The organism is Paenibacillus sp. NN59 (assembly GCF_057597225.1).
The window spans coordinates 3,080,076-3,095,110 of sequence record NZ_CP199678.1; the positions used below are offsets into that span (position 1 = coordinate 3,080,076).

The 15,035-nt window shown below is 45.0% G+C and carries 14 protein-coding genes; 13 read left to right on the plus strand and 1 reads right to left on the minus strand.

All coding sequences use genetic code 11. The features are described from left to right. Positions 1-3: 3 nt before the first annotated feature. The gene (locus ACT89M_RS13665) at positions 4-804 is read right to left on the minus strand and encodes an AraC family transcriptional regulator (protein WP_186809668.1); all 801 of its coding nucleotides are present in this window, start codon (positions 802-804) and stop codon (positions 4-6) included. 250 nt (positions 805-1,054) lie between these two features. Between ACT89M_RS13665 and ACT89M_RS13670 the strand changes: the two genes are divergently transcribed. The 13 genes from ACT89M_RS13670 to ACT89M_RS13730 all read left to right on the plus strand — a co-directional run bounded on the left by ACT89M_RS13670 (position 1,055) and on the right by ACT89M_RS13730 (position 14,981). Further along, on the plus strand, positions 1,055-2,188 hold the full coding sequence (locus tag ACT89M_RS13670) for an NAD(P)/FAD-dependent oxidoreductase (RefSeq protein WP_154889300.1): 1,134 nt from the start codon (positions 1,055-1,057) through the stop codon (positions 2,186-2,188). A gap of 24 nt (positions 2,189-2,212) precedes the next feature. Beyond that, positions 2,213-2,461: a hypothetical protein gene (locus ACT89M_RS13675; protein ID WP_251503372.1), complete on the plus strand. Its 249-nt coding sequence runs from the start codon at positions 2,213-2,215 to the stop codon at positions 2,459-2,461. A gap of 46 nt (positions 2,462-2,507) precedes the next feature. Further along, positions 2,508-3,050, plus strand: a complete 543-nt coding sequence (locus tag ACT89M_RS13680) for a GNAT family N-acetyltransferase (RefSeq protein ID WP_154889296.1) — start codon at positions 2,508-2,510, stop codon at positions 3,048-3,050. Positions 3,051-3,155: 105 nt separating this feature from the next. Beyond that, positions 3,156-3,833 carry a response regulator transcription factor gene (locus ACT89M_RS13685; RefSeq protein WP_154889294.1) on the plus strand — a complete coding sequence of 226 codons (678 nt, stop codon included), beginning with the start codon at positions 3,156-3,158 and terminating at the stop codon, positions 3,831-3,833. Beyond that, on the plus strand, positions 3,826-5,196 hold the full coding sequence (locus tag ACT89M_RS13690; protein ID WP_154889292.1) for a sensor histidine kinase: 1,371 nt from the start codon (positions 3,826-3,828) through the stop codon (positions 5,194-5,196). The genes ACT89M_RS13685 and ACT89M_RS13690 overlap by 8 nt, the downstream gene beginning before the upstream one ends. A gap of 181 nt (positions 5,197-5,377) precedes the next feature. Further along, on the plus strand, positions 5,378-7,507 hold the full coding sequence (locus tag ACT89M_RS13695) for a serine hydrolase domain-containing protein (protein ID WP_308721860.1): 2,130 nt from the start codon (positions 5,378-5,380) through the stop codon (positions 7,505-7,507). Between the two features lie 174 nt (positions 7,508-7,681). Then, on the plus strand, positions 7,682-9,400 hold the full coding sequence (locus tag ACT89M_RS13700) for an ABC transporter ATP-binding protein (RefSeq protein WP_154889288.1): 1,719 nt from the start codon (positions 7,682-7,684) through the stop codon (positions 9,398-9,400). 177 nt (positions 9,401-9,577) lie between these two features. Further along, on the plus strand, positions 9,578-10,039 hold the full coding sequence (locus tag ACT89M_RS13705; RefSeq protein WP_260510866.1) for a MarR family winged helix-turn-helix transcriptional regulator: 462 nt from the start codon (positions 9,578-9,580) through the stop codon (positions 10,037-10,039). Then, positions 10,036-11,139, plus strand: a complete 1,104-nt coding sequence (locus ACT89M_RS13710) for a threonine aldolase family protein (protein WP_308721859.1) — start codon at positions 10,036-10,038, stop codon at positions 11,137-11,139. The genes ACT89M_RS13705 and ACT89M_RS13710 overlap by 4 nt, the downstream gene beginning before the upstream one ends. 235 nt (positions 11,140-11,374) lie before the next feature. Then, positions 11,375-12,184: a class I SAM-dependent methyltransferase gene (locus ACT89M_RS13715; RefSeq protein ID WP_308721858.1), complete on the plus strand. Its 810-nt coding sequence runs from the start codon at positions 11,375-11,377 to the stop codon at positions 12,182-12,184. A gap of 54 nt (positions 12,185-12,238) precedes the next feature. Beyond that, positions 12,239-12,868, plus strand: coding sequence for a pentapeptide repeat-containing protein (locus tag ACT89M_RS13720; RefSeq protein ID WP_308721857.1), 630 nt, complete (start codon positions 12,239-12,241; stop codon positions 12,866-12,868). Positions 12,869-12,973: 105 nt separating this feature from the next. Beyond that, positions 12,974-14,521, plus strand: a complete 1,548-nt coding sequence (locus ACT89M_RS13725; protein WP_154889281.1) for a DEAD/DEAH box helicase — start codon at positions 12,974-12,976, stop codon at positions 14,519-14,521. A 106-nt stretch (positions 14,522-14,627) separates the two neighbouring features. Continuing rightward, positions 14,628-14,981, plus strand: a complete 354-nt coding sequence (locus ACT89M_RS13730; RefSeq protein ID WP_154889279.1) for an MmcQ/YjbR family DNA-binding protein — start codon at positions 14,628-14,630, stop codon at positions 14,979-14,981. Positions 14,982-15,035: the final 54 nt, after the last annotated feature.

Consider the following 15,035-nt stretch of genomic DNA (forward strand, 5'->3'; position numbering starts at 1 on the left):
TTTTTATCTCTGAAACTTTTTGCGCAGTTCAATGGGTGAGATGCCTTCATATTTTTTGAATACGGAACCGAAATAACTGGCACTGTTAAAACCGACGGCTTTTGCAATCTCATGTGCGGTGATATCTTCTTGCTGGACAAGCATCTCCTTGGCCTTAAGCAAACGATAGCGAACCAGGTAATCGAGTGGAGTCATATGGAACTCTTTTTTAAAGATGCGGTTCAGATGTTGCTCGGTCACATTCATCTGATCCGCGAGTAGGGAGAGGGAGAGATCTTGTTGATAGTTTTCTTTGATAAAAGCAACAAGCTCTGTCAGACGCAGGCGAGCCTCAGAGCGCTCAACCTTGCTGTAGCGTTCACTCTCAATAGTTAAACGAACCAAAAGAGTATAGAGCAGTGTAGAACCGTGCCAGATGTAATCCTTGTGACGGGACTGTAGCGCCAGTGTGATCTCACGTAACAGAAGGCCAAGTATGCCTTCCGGTTTGAAGGCGCGCAGTTCCCCGATCTGCAAGGAGTGCAGGAAACGCGGCAAAATGTAGCCATTAAATGACAAACAATCAAACTGTAATGTGTTACTTGAATTGTTATAACGGTAGGGAACTTCAGGAAACATGATAAGCGCTGTTCCTTTCCGAACAGAAAGCTCGAGATTTTTGGCAGCGATTCTCCCTGTTCCGCCGATGCATTGTACAATGGTGTAATCCCGTGAATGGTCGCTCCAATCCATTAATTCATTAACGGTTAACCGGTTTTGCCCAGTAATCATGAGAGGCATATCGGGCACTAGCAGATTTCCCATGTTAGGTTTCAGCATCGTTGAATAATTCCTCTTTTCGTTAAAAGGTCTTGTGCAGGTAGCATGATTAGAGCATGAAAGAAACCTGAATAGAATTATATTACATAAATGGAATTATTTTAAATGTGTCGACATCTTAGCTTTGTATTTTACCGAAAACGGTATCCGCGGTATCCAGGTGCCACAGCTTGCCAACAGAATGGCAAAAAGGGTACGCTATATAGATGAATGGACGAAGGAAAGGAATACTCGTATGAAAAAAGTCATCGTAGTCGGAGCGGGCATATTAGGAGCATCAACAGCCTATCATTTAGCAAAATCAGGAGCAGAAGTGCTTCTTATCGATCGGAAAGATGCAGGGCAGGCCACGGATGCGGCTGCTGGTATCATCTGTCCTTGGTTGTCTCAGCGTCGGAATCAGGATTGGTATCAGCTAGCCAAGGCAGGTGCTCGTTATTACCCTGAGCTTATAACTGAATTAGAATGTACTGGGGAAACCGAGACGGGGTATGCACAGACAGGCGCACTCAGCATACATACGGATCAGGAGAAGATTAACAAAATAGCGGAGCGTGCCAAGTTGCGCAGAGAAGATGCGCCTGAGATTGGTACAATCACATGTCTGGATGAAAATGAAACCCGTGAACGGTTCCCTTTACTTGGGGAAGGTTATTCATCTGTACACATCAGCGGTGCTGCGCGTGTGGATGGAAGAGCGCTGCGTGATGCATTGATCCGCTCTGCACAGCGGCACGGCGCTCGTCTGATTGAGGGAGAAGCCAGAGTGCTCTATGAGGATGAGCAAGTAACTGGCGTTGAAGTGCAATCGAAGCATTATGTCGCGGATCGGGTGGTTGTGTGTGCAGGTGCGTGGGCGAATGAGTTAATGAAACCACTGGGGATTCATTTTAACGTCCATTATCAGAAGGGTCAGATTGTGCATTTGCGTACTTCTAATCAGCAAAATACAGAAGAGTGGCCTGTCATTATGCCGCCTACTGATCAGTATTTACTTGCGTTTGCAGAACAGAAAATAGTTATTGGCGCCACACATGAAAATGATGTTCACGGTTACGATACACGAATTACTGCCGGAGGCATGCAAGAAGTGTTGAACAAGGGACTAGAACTGGCACCTGAGCTTGCAAACAGCACACTTGATGAGGTTCGTATAGGTTTTCGCCCATTCACCCCAGGATTTTTGCCCGTTATGGGACATGTCCCGGGATGGTCAGGTCTGATCACAGCTAATGGATTGGGTGCTTCCGGTCTAACCATGGGGCCTTATATTGGTAGTCAGCTTGCCAAATTGGCTTTAGACATGGCACCGGATATCAATATAGATGCGTATGATGTAAGTAAAGCGATCGAGTCGAACGCAGAATAACAGCTACATGAATGAGGTGAGCAAATGACGTATTCACAGCGTTTATCCGGCGGAGCAAGCCTGTCGGAAGTATTGTATCTGGAACAGCAGATTGATCAAATCAAAGAAGAACATGTCGTAGCTGTTGAAAAACTGAAGCAGTATGAACAAGTCGCAGAGAACGAGCAGACAAAGGTTTTACAGAAAAAGATTGCTGACGCGAAACAACATGTGAATATGCTGTCAGCTCGGCTTGAAGAGCTGGAGAATACATTGGATGAACTAGTGGATTAGGCCGTTTTCAGATGACATGAACTGAACTTCTAAGGAGTAACTTGAGATGAAATATGAGGCGGAACGAATTTATATCAGAGCTTGGACGTTAGAAGATGCTACGTTGCTTCAGGAGTTTCAAATGGGCAATAGAGAAGAAATAGAGAGGACTTCGGCTGGTCATCGAGATGAAGCATTTTATAGTCTGGATGGACAGACCCGTCTGATTGAGAAATGGCTTGAGCTGAGAAAAGAAGGAACAAGACATTCTTTTGGCATTTTTCTTAAAGATACAGATGAACTGGTGGGCGAAATCTCATTATTTCGAATTGAACTGAACGGTGCAGATAAATGGGTGATAGGTTATGCAACCGATCGGCAACACCACGGTAAAGGATATATGAGCGAAGCGTTAAAACGTGTGCTTCAATATGCCAAACATGAGATGAGCATTACGCATGTTGAAGCTGGTGCTGTTCCAGACAACATCGGCTCCATTCGTGTGCTTTTGAAAGCAGGCTTCCAGGAAAGTGGCACACACGATGTACCTATTCAGGGAGTGATGAAAAAACATACGATGTTCACGATATCTCTGACGGATGTGGAATAAGCAAAGAGGATCGAATGAGATTGCAAAGAACGAGGATTCACTAAATTTACAAACTGGCGATATAAATGCATAACAATTCGTATAATGTTGCCGAAGGAGAAGCATATGGCTACCATATTAGTTGCAGACGATGATGCGAATATTCGTGAGCTGGTCTGTTTGTTTTTACGAAATGACGGATTCGATACCGTTGAGGCTGTGGACGGCTATCAGGCGCTCACGCTATACAAGGAACGCTCGATTGATCTAGTGGTACTGGATATTATGATGCCAGTGATGGACGGGTGGGCATTGTGCAGAGAATTGAGACAAATGAACGCAGATCTACCCTTACTTATGTTGACAGCTAGAGGTGAGACATGGGAAAAGGTGAAAGGTTTCGAACTGGGCACAGATGATTATTTAACAAAACCATTTGACCCGTTGGAGTTAACTGTACGTGTGAAAGCTCTGCTAAAACGATACAAGATTGGCTCCACACATATGATTCAATTTGGAGACGTCACACTGGATCGTCAGAGTTACAAAGTTATCCTGGGTACAGAGTCGTTAACTTTGCCACTCAAGGAATTTGAATTGTTATACAAGCTGGCCGGAACACCGGGGCAGGTCTATACACGAGAGCAATTGATCGATCAGATCTGGGGGCTGGATTACACAGGGGATGATCGGACAGTGGACGTACATATCAAACGTTTGCGTGAACGGTTTGCGACGACGCCTGATTTTCAGATTGAAACGGTTCGTGGTTTAGGATATCGGTTAGAGGTCAAGCATGATTAAGTCTTTGTATATCCGGGTTGTTGTGACTTTTCTCATTTCTGTGATTGCCGGGACCGTGATTGCTTTCCTCTTATCCACCTGGATTTTTGAAGATCAGCTCAATGAGAATTCACATATCAACATACGCAACTTCGGTCAGGATGTTGTACAGATATACAAAACGCTGCCACTCTCCGAAGCGGATGCATTCGTCAACAACATGAAGCAGCTCGATTTGTACTATATTCGGATGTATGAGCCGTCAGGACAGTTCCAAACGTACGGGAAGGCTATAGATCATAAACCGATTTCAGTGACGGAAGAGCAGCTTCAGAAAGTACTGGGAGGAGCCGTAGTCGAAGCGACTCCGAATGGTCTTGGTACAGTTCTACTGGGATTGCCGGTCCAGACTGCTGGCGGGACTCGAGCCATGTTTCTGGAGACGCTGTCGCCGCCTGCTGCCGCTGCTGTGATTCAATGGGGTACAATCTTTGCCACCTCATCTCTGGCCGCCGGAAGTCTGATCATTCTGATTGCTTCTATGTTCTTGGTTAGACCCATCAAAACATTGACCCAGGCAACCAAACGTATTGCAGCAGGTGATTTCAATGTAAAACTGAATATTAAGCAATCTAGTGAACTGGGCACGCTCGCTCGTAGTTTCGAAGATATGATGAAGGATCTACAGCAACTGGAGCAGATGAGAAGAGAGTTTGTAGCCAACGTCTCACACGAGGTACAATCACCGCTTACTTCCATATCAGGGTATGCCCAAGCATTGAAAAATGTAGAGTTACCGGATCAGGAACGAGGACGGTATCTCGATATTATCATTTCAGAGGCGAAACGCATGTCTAAAATGAGTGATAATTTGCTTAAGCTCAGTATGCTGGAATCACAATCTCATCAGTTGCAACTCGCCACGCGTGATCTTGATGAACAGATCCGAAGGGTTATCGTTGCATTACAGCCCCAATGGTCCGCTCGGGATATTCGTTTTGAGCTGGATTTACAGAAGGTTCAAGTCATCGCAGATCACGATCAGTTGAATCAGGTATGGACGAATATTCTCAGCAATGCGATTAAGTTTTCAGAGAATAAAGGCGTAATTCACGTCAGGATGGAACGGGATGTCAGGACTGTAACAGCATATATAACGGATGAGGGAATTGGTATTCCTCTCGAAGATCAAAAGCGTGTATTTGAGCGCTTCTTCAAGGCCGATCGTTCCCATAGTCGGAAATATGATGGTAGCGGGATGGGGCTTGCGATCGTGAAACAGATTATTTCGTTACATAAAGGGGATATCGCGGTGGAGAGTAAAATGGGCCAAGGAACAACATTTATAGTAAGCTTGCCAATTAGTCCACCGACGGCAGGCTAGTCAACTTCTTTTTGTGTGGTTCTTTGCTACGTTCATGTACAAGTTCGCTTGTATGTGATGTAGCTTTTTTGGTTTGTTCATGTTCCGTTCATATAGACTTCATGAAGAGTACATCTGAATCGATTAAGCTTGTTCCATATCGTAAGGTGAAGATCTGACCACAGAACAGGAGGAGATGTGAATGATAACCCAAGATATCAAGATCAATAAGGGCATGATCAAAACAATAGTTAAGAAACGGACTTCAATTGTTGCGTTGAGTCTGGTGATAATTATGTTAACACCAGGTACTATTATGGCTGCACCTTCTGTCACTAAGAGCAATGACCTGATGTATGAGACTACCAAGAAAACAGTGGTGGAGAAGGCTAGCCTACTTACCGAAACATACGGGGTAACCAGTGTGCAATATGCACTGATGGATCAAGGAGAGATTGTTGTTTCCGGGCAGACAGGCAAAAATGACTCCAAAGGGGAAGTTCCACTCACATCCGATACCATCTATGGCATAGGGTCGACTAGTAAAATGTTTCTTACAGCATCTGTGATGAAGCTTGTTGACGAAGGCAAGGTAGATTTGGATCAACCAGTGACGCGTTATATTCCAGAATTTAAGATGAAAGATCAACGTTATAAACAGATTACACCACGCATGTTATTGAATCATTCGGCGGGTCTTCTTGGCACTTCAAGCCACAATGCAACACTATACGGGGATAATGATACGCTCTCACATGCTACGTTCTTGGATCAACTAGCAACGCAACATCTAAAGGCAGAACCAAGTGCATATTCGGTATATTCTAACGATGCTTTTACATTAGCTGAACTTCTGGTTGAGAGAGTCAGTGGGTTGAGCTTTACGGCGTATATACACAAACATTTTACAGAGCCCTTGAAAATGGAGCATACGAAAACACCACAGGATGTGGTTAACCCGGCAAATATGGCGGGAATCTATTCACCGCTATATAAAGGTCAGCTCCCTCAAGAGAATTATAATATCATCGCTACCGGAGGCATATATTCCACCGCTAAGGATCTTGTGAAATTTTCGCAAATCTTCACTGGTGAGGTTAAAGGGATTCTTTCCGAGAAGTCGGTAAAAGCCTTGGAACAAAAGGAGTACCGACGAGGCATGTGGCCAGAAGAGAGTGATTCCTCTATCTCTTATGGATTAGGGTGGGATAGTGTGAACTTGTTCCCATTCAATGATTATGGCATCAAGGCGGTTACAAAAGGTGGAGATACGGTGTCATTCCATTCATCCCTCATCGTGCTTCCAGAGCATAATCTGGCTGCGGCCGTTACTTCTTCAGGAGGTTCGAGCGCAATTGACCAATTGATAGCGAGCGAACTGTTACTTAGCGCACTCGAGACTAAAGGCATCATTCAAGAACGCAAACCTGAAAAGTCGTTTGGCATGCCTGTAAAGGCGGATATGCCAAAAGAGATGTTTGAGTATGCGGGAACCTATGGTGGCAACAATTCGGTTATGAAGGTGGATGTAGGTTCTACTGGAGAACTGTCGATTACTCCCCAAATGGTTCCGAATAGTCCTTCGGATCAATACATCTATACGTCGGATGGAACGTTTGTTAATAAGGAAGGCACAAAAAAATTAAAATTTGTTAAAGAGTCAAATGGTCATATCTACTTGTGGTCTCGATCCTATCTGTCCATACCTGGCTTAGGGCAACTTGCTTTCTCGGAATATACGGCACAAAAGCTCGAAAACAATGAATTGCCTAAGGATATTCAGGCGGCATGGGATCAGCGTGATGGGCAGCGGTATTATTTGATGAATGAAAAATATACCTCCACGGCATATCTCCATTCTTCAGCAATCATTCCATTGGATACAGGGAATGGCGTTCCCGGGTATATGATCAACCACAAAATTGTTGGAGCCGACCATGCAGTGAACCAACTCCAGATTCCCGGCATGGCTGGTAGGGATGCGAGGGATATCTACTTTTCCAGTAAAAATGGTATAGAGTATATTCATTTTACAGGCTATGAATACGCCAGTGAAGAGATTGTCCAGACACTTTACAGTGGCAATCAATCTAAGATAACGATCCAGCCAGAAGGTTATAACAGATGGTTCTCCGTGCCATCAGCTGCCGTAGGTCAGGTTATGACAGTGAAGATGCCAGCAAATGCCGCCTTTGCTGTATATGATCAGACAGGAGTTTGTGTGAATCATACAGTGGTTAGTGGCAAGAATGAGGTTGTTCTACCTGAAAACGGGCGTATTGTATTCGCGGGTGAGACAGGTTCTCGATTTGAAGTTTCATTGAAAAAATAGAAAGCGTATTCGCACGTATTTACAGAATCAACATGTAAAAAGTCTTCTCTATGATATGGGGGAGGCTTTTTAGCTATCGATCAACGAGAATAGGTTTACATGTTTTGGAAGACTGTATAGAATGGTATACACTGTATAACGAAATATGAATGTGGAGAGTGAGTGTGAATCGAAATGCTTCGTCGTTTTTTTTCGTATTACCGACCGTATAAAAAACTGTTTTTGATCGATTTTGGCTGTGCTGTATTTGCGGGTTTGCTGGAGCTGGCATTTCCGCTTGCGGTTAGTAAATTTATCAATGAACTGCTACCAGGCCAAGACTGGCCGCTGATTTTACTGGCGTGTATCGTGCTGTTATCGATCTATGCACTTAATACGGTATTGAACTACGTTGTTACATACTGGGGGCATATGCTGGGAATTAACATCGAAACGAATATGCGGGAAAAAATGTTCGCCCATCTGCAGAAGCTTTCGTTCCGGTTCTTTGACAATCGCAAAACGGGGCATCTGATCGGTCATCTCACGAATGACCTCAATGATATTGGCGAAGTGGCTCACCACGGACCAGAAGATGTATTCATCGCCGTGATGACGCTGATTGGCTCATTCTGGCTGATGGCCAATATTAATCTGGAGCTGGCTTTGCTGACATTTATCATCATTCCGATTATGGCATGGGTGATCATTGTATTCGGTGGTCGAATGACCAAAACGTACCGCAGACTTTTCGGAGACGTCGGTAACTTTAATGCACGTATTGAAGACAACGTAGGCGGGATGCGTGTCGTTCAGTCTTTTGCCAACGAAGATCATGAGAAAAAACTGTTTGCTGTAGATAATGCCAATTTCCGTTTAACCAAACTGCTCGCGTACAAAACGATGGCGAAAAGCATCTCGGTGAGTTATATGATGATGCGTCTGGTGACCGTGTTTGTCATGATCAGCGGAGCGTGGTTTTACATCGATGGCAGAATCAACATGGGCGATTTCATGGCGTTCCTGCTATTGTCGAATATTTTCTTTCGCCCGATTGAGAAGATTAATGCCGTAATTGAGAGCTACCCGAAGGGGATCGCGGGGTTCAAACGTTACCTGGAGATCATTGACACCGAGCCTGAGATCGCGGATCGCAAAGAGGCGGTTGAACTGCGCGAGGTGAAAGGGGATATCCGCTTCGAAAATGTGTCGTTTGGTTACGAATCCAGCCGGCGTATCTTGAATCAGATTAGCTTGTCGATTCATCCGGGTGAAACCGTAGCTTTTGTCGGGCCTTCAGGTGCAGGGAAAACGACGATCTGTAGCTTGCTTCCACGCTTTTATGAAGTAGAAGAAGGCCGAATTACGGTGGACGGGATGGATATTCGAGACATTAAGCTGCAATCTTTGCGTAAACAGATCGGGATTGTACAGCAGGATGTATTTCTGTTCTCGGGTACGATTAAGGAAAATATCGCGTATGGCGATCTGACCGCAACCGAGGATCAAATCTGGGAGGCGGCGCGCCGTGCTTCACTGGAAGAACTCATTCTGAGCTTGCCTGACGGCATGGACACAATTATTGGAGAACGAGGAGTGAAGCTGTCCGGTGGGCAAAAACAACGTCTGTCCATCGCCCGCATGTTCCTCAAAAATCCGCCCATTCTAATCCTGGATGAAGCGACATCTGCCCTGGATACGGAAACGGAAGCACTCATTCAGCAATCTCTTGCCGAATTGTCGGTAGGCAGAACAACGTTGGTAATTGCTCACCGACTGACCACGATCAAAAATGCAGATCGAATTATCGTGGTGAACACCGATGGCATCGCTGAACAAGGTAATCACGAAGAGTTGGTTGCTGCCGGAGGTATCTACAGCCGCCTGCATCAAGTTCAACACAATCACTCTTAGGCTGGTGTCTCACCAAGTTCTTTAAATTGTTTGAAGTTGCCGCGCAATGCGCGGTTTTTTTGTGTTCGTTTAGAGATCCGATGTCTGGAGATGTTGAACTGGAAGAATAATGTTGACAGTGTCCACAATCCTTATTAATATAATGTTGACAATGTCCACTAAAAGGGAGGTTTCGTAATGAGCTCTCAACATATTCAACCGGAAGTTCTGGCAGACATGCGGCGGTTTAACCGTTTTTATACCAATATTCTCGGGGTGCTTGATAAGCATATTCTCGGAACAGGATATTCTTTTGCCGAGGTACGCGTCATCATCGAGATTGGCATGCGCGGCGAAAGCATTGCGAACAACCTGGTCGATACCCTCACCATTGATCGCAGCTATATGAGCCGCATCGTGAACAAGCTGACGAAGGAAGGGTTACTCATTAAGGTGGATTCCACAGAAGACAGCCGGGTTAGCCTCATTCGCCTGACGGAAAAAGGGCAAGTGTTGTTTAATGAGCTGAATGACCGATCCGATCAGCAGATTATGAAATTAATGCAAAATTTAAACGAAGAAGAGATTCAAGAGGTATATGCCTCTATGATGAACATCCAAGAGAAGCTGAACAAGAAAGCAGGAGAGAGAGCACGATGATACGATTTGAATGTGATTATAACGAAGGTGCGCACGAACGCATTTTGCAGCGATTAATGGAAACTAATATGGAGCAAACGAGTGGTTACGGCACAGATGATCATTGTGAGCGTGCGCGTATGCTGATCCGGCAGGCCTGCGGTCAAGAAGAGGCAGATGTACATTTTCTCGTCGGAGGTACACAGACCAACACAACGGTAATTGCATCTATTCTTCGTCCACATCAAGGCGTCATTGCAGCGGTATCTGGCCATATTGCTGTTCATGAGACAGGTGCGATCGAGGCGACAGGACACAAGGTGCTGACGGTTCCGAGTCTGGACGGTAAAATTACGGCTGCGCAAGTGAAAGCTGTCTATGATGCACATGCACAGGAATCGTCACCAGAACACAGTGTGCAACCGGGCATGGTATACATATCCCAACCGACCGAGTATGGCACAATGTATAGCAAAGCTGAACTTGAAGCGCTGTATGCAGTAAGCAAGGCGTGTGGTCTGCCATTTTTTGTGGATGGAGCACGTCTCGGTTATGCTCTTGCATCCAAAGATTGTGATATGACGATGGCCGATCTTGCTCGACTCTGCGATGTATTTTATATTGGCGGAACCAAAATTGGTGCATTGATGGGTGAGGCGGTTGTTATTCTCAATGATGCGTTGAAACGCGATTTCCGTTATATTATCAAGCAAAAGGGTGGATTATTGGCGAAAGGAAGACTTCTAGGTATTCAGTTTGAAACGTTGTTTGAGGATGGTCTGTATCTCGAAATTTCCCGTCATGCCGTAGATATGGCTTTGAAAATTCATGATACCCTTAAGCAACATGGTGTGCAGTTCTTGTATGATTCTCCAACGAATCAGCAGTTCCCGATTTTGCCGGATTCCTTGCTGGCACAATTGAGCCAAGACTACACATTTACATTTTGGGAAAAGGTTGACCATTCCCGCAGTGCCGTTCGCTTCTGTACCAGTTGGGCCACTCGTCCAGAAAACGTAGAAGCACTAACGCGTGATATTGTATCACTGCTGCAGAAGGATAAAGATCCAGCTGAATTCGCTGAAGCGGTTGCGGTGTTAGAGACAGCGGCAATGGTATAATTAGAGGCGTGCATACGATCATTCTATAGCTAATTATAGGATGAGATGTGCCTAAGATAGAAATGGAGAGTGTCTTGCAGGTGAGATGTAACCTGTAGGGCACTTCTTTTTATTTTATATGGAAATGATCCAATCCGGATTTTATGTAGAAGTGGTTAGATTAGATTGACATCATTCTCTGATTGATTTAAGTTATTGTAGATACTTTATGTCTTTAATATGAAGGAGAGATGTTATGCAACCGGAAGAGAAATCCTTTTCAACGAATAATTCACTGGCTGGGAATCAGTCTGCTTTTTCTTTATATGAATCAACTCAAGCGATCCAAACTCTACAAGCGATGCTTCCTATACAATCCATGCCTCTCCTAACGATGTTACAGCCATCTCCAGGAGAACGGATTCTGGATTTGGGATGTGGGAATGGCATACTGACAGCTAAAATTGCGGCAACCGGAGCGATCACCACCGGAATTGATTTTTTGAAAGAGAGTATTGCGCAGGCTATGGAGAAACATCCCGGACTGGATTTTCAGATCGCAGACGCTGCTCATTATCGGACAAAGGAACGTTATGACGCTGTATTTTCTCATGCTGCATTTCACTGGATGGCTGATGCTCCAGCTGCCTTGAAAACCGTGCAATTAGCGTTAAAGAGAGGAGGACGTCTTGTTACTGAGTTTGCAGGAAGCGGTAATACGGCGATCCTTCTTCATGCGGTTCGGGACGAGTTGCTCACAAGAGGATACACATGGGAAGGGCGGAATCCGTGGTATCACCCTACCGTAGGGGAATTTTCAAGCTTACTGGAGCAACATGGATTCCGAGTGTTATTCATACAGCATACCGACACGATGAGGCCGCTGAAACAAGGAGTCCGTCAATGGTTGAGCAGCTTTGCATCGTATCTGTTCCATGATATTGAAAGAGCGGAGCAGGAGATGATTATGGGGATCGTCGAAAAGAAAGTAGAACCGTTGCTTTATCATGATGGGCAGTGGAATCTGGATATCGCCAGATTGCGAGTTGTCGCTGTAAAAGGTTAACGAACGAGAATAGCCCGGCTGGCATAAACCACACAAAAATCCGAGGAGGCTCGCATGAAAATAGAGAAACCCAAGCTGACCTTGCAGTTGCTTGAATCGGAACCAATCTATACTTTGGATTCGAAAACAGAGTACAAGGACAGACTGTTTGAACATATGACACTGGACATGCTGGAAGTGAGCAAAGCATCATTCGAGAACGTCGTGTTTCGGCATGTAACCATTCTGGAGTCATCACTTGAACATTGTGAGTTTACGGATGTGCGGTTCGAGCACTGCGACTTTTCCAATGTGAATCTGCAAAATACGTTTATGCATCGCACGGAGTGGGCCAATTGCAAACTGGTCGGCACGTACTTTTCCGGTAGCAGGTGGCAGAACGTTAGCATTCTGCAGAGTATATGCGATTATAGCAATTTCCGTTTTACCCATCTTAAACAAGTGGAGTACCTCGAATGTAGTATGATCGGTGCAGACTTTGCCTATCTGAAATTACAAAAGATCGCATTCGGTGCATGTAGACTGGATCAGGTGACGTTTACCGGAACACCAATGAAAGGATTGGACCTGAGTGATAGTGAATTTGATGCTCTTTTCCTTACGCTAGAGGATCTGTCCGGGTGCGCAATCGCACCGCATCAAGCAGCAACGTTTGCCGGATTAATGGGACTGATCATCAAATAACGTTCAAAAAGATATACAGAATCGTGATTTAGTGTTATCCTTAACTGTTACGTGTGACATAAAGATTCGTTTTATGTAGAGATGTGCGTAGATGAAGGAGATAACATGACATTTCAGGAATTAAATATTATCCCTCCGATATTGGAAGGATTGAAAAAAGCAAATTACAGTAAACCTACTCCGATTCAGGAGCAATCCATACCTGCCGTGCTTGCGGGCAGAGATTTACTTGGTTGTGCGCAGACGGGAACAGGTAAGACAGCGGCATTTTCGGTGCCCATTATCCAGTTGTTGAGTCAAGGCAGCAAGCAGAAACAAGGGTCTCCCGGTAAACAGTCAGATCAAAAAGTAAAATCCGTCCGCGCGATTCGCTCACTGATCTTGTCCCCAACAAGGGAGCTGGCCATTCAAATATCCGATAATATTAAAATGTACAGCAGATACACCGACATTCGCTCCGTGGCAATTGTGGGCGGCGTATCCCAAAGAGTGCAGGAGCGCGCACTGCAACAGGGCGCAGACATTATTATTGCTACACCTGGACGCTTGATGGACCTGGTGAATCAGAAGCAGATTGATCTGAGCAAAGTAGAGATTCTTGTACTCGATGAAGCTGACCGTATGCTCGATATGGGTTTTATTCATGATGTGAAGCGCATCATTGCCAAGATGCCAAACAAAAAACAGACTTTGTTCTTCTCGGCAACCATGCCGCCAGAGATTGTGAAGATGGTGCAAACACTATTGGTGAACCCTGTGAAAGTGGAGATTACCCCGGTATCTTCAACGGTAGATCGTATTCAACAGTCTGTATATTTGCTGGAGCAAGGCAAGAAGCAGAACATGTTAAATCATATTTTGCAGGATAAATCTATCGCTACTGCACTGGTATTTACTCGTACGAAACGCGGAGCAGATCGGGTCACGCGAGATTTGGCCAAAATTAATGTAACGGCGCAAGCGATTCACGGCAACAAGTCACAGAACGAACGCCAACGGGCGCTGAACAATTTTAAAAGTGGTGTAACTCGTGTGCTGGTTGCAACTGATATTGCAGCGAGAGGTATCGACGTGGAGGAGTTGACTCATGTCATCAACTTCAATCTGCCGAACATCCCTGAGACGTATGTCCACCGTATTGGACGGACAGGCCGAGCGGGGAAAAGCGGGATGGCGATCTCGTTCTGTGAGAAGGATGAACTTCCTTTCCTGAAAGATATCGAGAAAGTTATCAAAAAATCGATTCCCGAAGTGAAGGATCATCCTTACCCGATGACGAACATGCCTGTGTTTGTACCAATGAATCAAACGAATCAAGGTAAACGGACAAAACCAAGTTCCAGAACAGTGGACAGTAGATCTGGATTTAATCGCGCTACTGCGGATAAACCGGCGAAATCCAAAGCCAATCCGGCGCGTAAGCCAAAGTCCGAATGGTTTACCAAACGAGACAAAGTAGCATCCGGTGGTAGAAGCGAAGAGCGTAGCTCGAATGGTTCACGTTCCGGACGTAGCGACAACCCTCAAGCCAAAGTTAAGGGTGCATCGTCATCTGAGAGAGTACGTAAAGCAGATCATAGCCAAACTGGTAGCCGTTCTACGTATCAGAGCCAACAGCGCCGTAGTAAAACGCGCAATGATAAAGTTAATTAACATACTAGGAACGAAGCCTTCTCCGATCTATTGGAGGAGGTTTTCTTTGTGTAAGGCTTCGATTAAAATGGAAGATAAACGAGTTCAGTTTAGAGGGGGAAATGTTGTGACTAATAGTATTATGAATTATTGTCTTGGCAAAAAAGGTGCTGTGAAGGAATTTCCATTCGGGCCTGACGCGGCAGTGATTAAGGTAGCCGATAAAATGTTTGCACTTCTGTTTGAAGGCAATGGAGAGAACAGTCGTTTGAATCTGAAATGTGATCCGATCATTGCGGAGAACCTGAGAGAGCAGCATGAGGCTGTTATTCCCGGTTATCACATGAATAAAAAGCACTGGAATACTGTTAAACTGGATGGTTCCCTACCAAATGAGGACATATATGCCATGATTGATCACTCCTATGACCTGATCGTGCAGAAGCTTCCAAAGAGGATTCAGGAGACACTGAGCGAATAGATTTAATGAGACCAGATGCGGTTGTAGCAGTTTTCGGAATACACAAAGATGATG